The sequence below is a fragment of the Bombella pluederhausensis genome (assembly GCF_026385525.1).
In the GTDB taxonomy this organism is placed as follows: domain Bacteria; phylum Pseudomonadota; class Alphaproteobacteria; order Acetobacterales; family Acetobacteraceae; genus Bombella; species Bombella pluederhausensis.
In genome coordinates this window covers 1-1,811 of the sequence record NZ_JANIDY010000009.1, presented here as the reverse complement: position 1 = coordinate 1,811, position 1,811 = coordinate 1, and the positions used below count along the sequence as shown (strand labels likewise).

Annotated in this window: 1 protein-coding gene; it reads left to right on the top strand. The window is 54.9% G+C overall.

What is annotated here, in order from left to right:
* Positions 1–1,811 (top strand): beta strand repeat-containing protein (locus tag NQF86_RS09095; protein WP_266117330.1); only part of this gene is annotated, 1,811 nt, incomplete at both ends.

The window sequence follows — 1,811 nt, the reverse complement described above, 5'->3', positions numbered from 1 at the left end:
TACGCTGACTAAAGGCGGCACACTCACACTGACCAACGCCGGGGATTCCTACAATGGTGCTCTCTCCGGTGAAGGCGGCCTGACCATCGCTGGCGGCACTGAAACGCTGACGGGTGACAACACCTACAAAGGGCAAACCCTCGTTGAGAAGGGGGCACAGCTGACCGTAAATGGTAACAACCAAAACGCCACAGGCCTGACATCCGTTACCCAAGGGGCAACGCTCCGCGGTGCCGGAACCATTGGCGGCGATGTATCCATCGGGGCTGGAGCAACCTTCGCTCCTGGTACGGAAAGCACTCCTGGAAGCCTGAACATCCATGGCAACCTGACACTTGACGATCACTCCACGCAGGTCTTCCGTCTGGGACAAACCGATACGGAAGGTGGCAAGTACAATGACTTCGTCAATGTCGCAGGCGACCTGAAGCTTGGTGGTACACTCTCCATCCAGCCTATGGAACAGGGCCCTGATGCTCAGAACTCAGCCCTGACACCCGGTGTCTACCGCCTCTACAGCTACGCTGGTAGCCTCAATGGCACACAGCAGCAGATCAACCTGACACAGGGTACAGGCAGCAATCTGCAGCTACAGACCTCCATGGACAATCAGGTCAACCTTGTTACGGATGCCCATGATTTCATTTTCTGGGATGGTGATGCCGCTTCCAACCGTTCGGAACGCGGTATTGGTAACAATAAGATCGATGGCGGCGATGGTGTCTGGCAGGCTGCCAGCAACCATGGCATTTCCAGCTGGACTAAGGCAGACGGCAAGTACAACAGCCAGTGGCAGAATGGCAACATGGCCATATTTGGCGGGACAAACGCCGGTGTGGTTCGTGTCAGCGATAAGACAGCAGATGGAACCGATTCACCTGTCTCATTCTCTGCTATCCAGTTTGTTCCTACCAAGAATGGCGGGACATACCTCATCACGGGCGACAACCTGTATGCCTCGACAGATGACACGATCATCCGCGTAGGTTCTGCAGAAGCCGACAGCAATCTCACTGCCGAGATCGCTTCTGTCATCGATGGCAGCAAGGTTGATGGTGGAACCAGCCTTCACAAGACTGACGCTGGCACACTCATCCTCAGCTCTGACAACCAGTTTGCCAGAGCCACCCAGATTGATGGCGGTACGCTACAGCTTGGTAACGGCGGCACAACAGGCTCCGTTGGTACGGCAGACATCATTAATAAGGGCAGACTGGTCATTGATCACAGCAATGACGTAACCCTGTCTCAGGCGATCTCCGGCACTGGCTCTTTTGTGCAGCAGGGAACTGGCACCACCACATTGAGCGGGGCTAACAGCTATACGGGTGACACGGATGTTCTGAATGGACGTCTCAATATTCTGAGCTCCATCGGTGGTAACCTGAATAACTATGCCACAACTAAGATTGATGGCGGTCATGTTGTTGGTACCACGACTAACAACGGCACGCTGACTGCTCAAAATGGCACACTGGCTACGCTGCTCAATCAGGCTGGCTCCGCCAAGCTGACAGACAGCTCTGTCGGTAACGTCATCAACAAGGCGGGCTTCACCCTCATCAACAGTGCCCTCAATGGGACACTGGGCAATGAGGGTACGGCTGACATTGAAGGCAGCAAGGTTGCTGATACAACAACCAACAATGGCACGCTGATCGTCAAGAAATCCGCTCTGGCTGGCCTGTTCAATCAGACTGGTACCGCCAAGCTGACAGACAGCTCTGTCGGTAACGTCATCAATAAGGCGGGCTTCACCCTCACCAACAGTGCCCTCAATGGGACACTGGGCAATGAGGGTACGGCCGGCA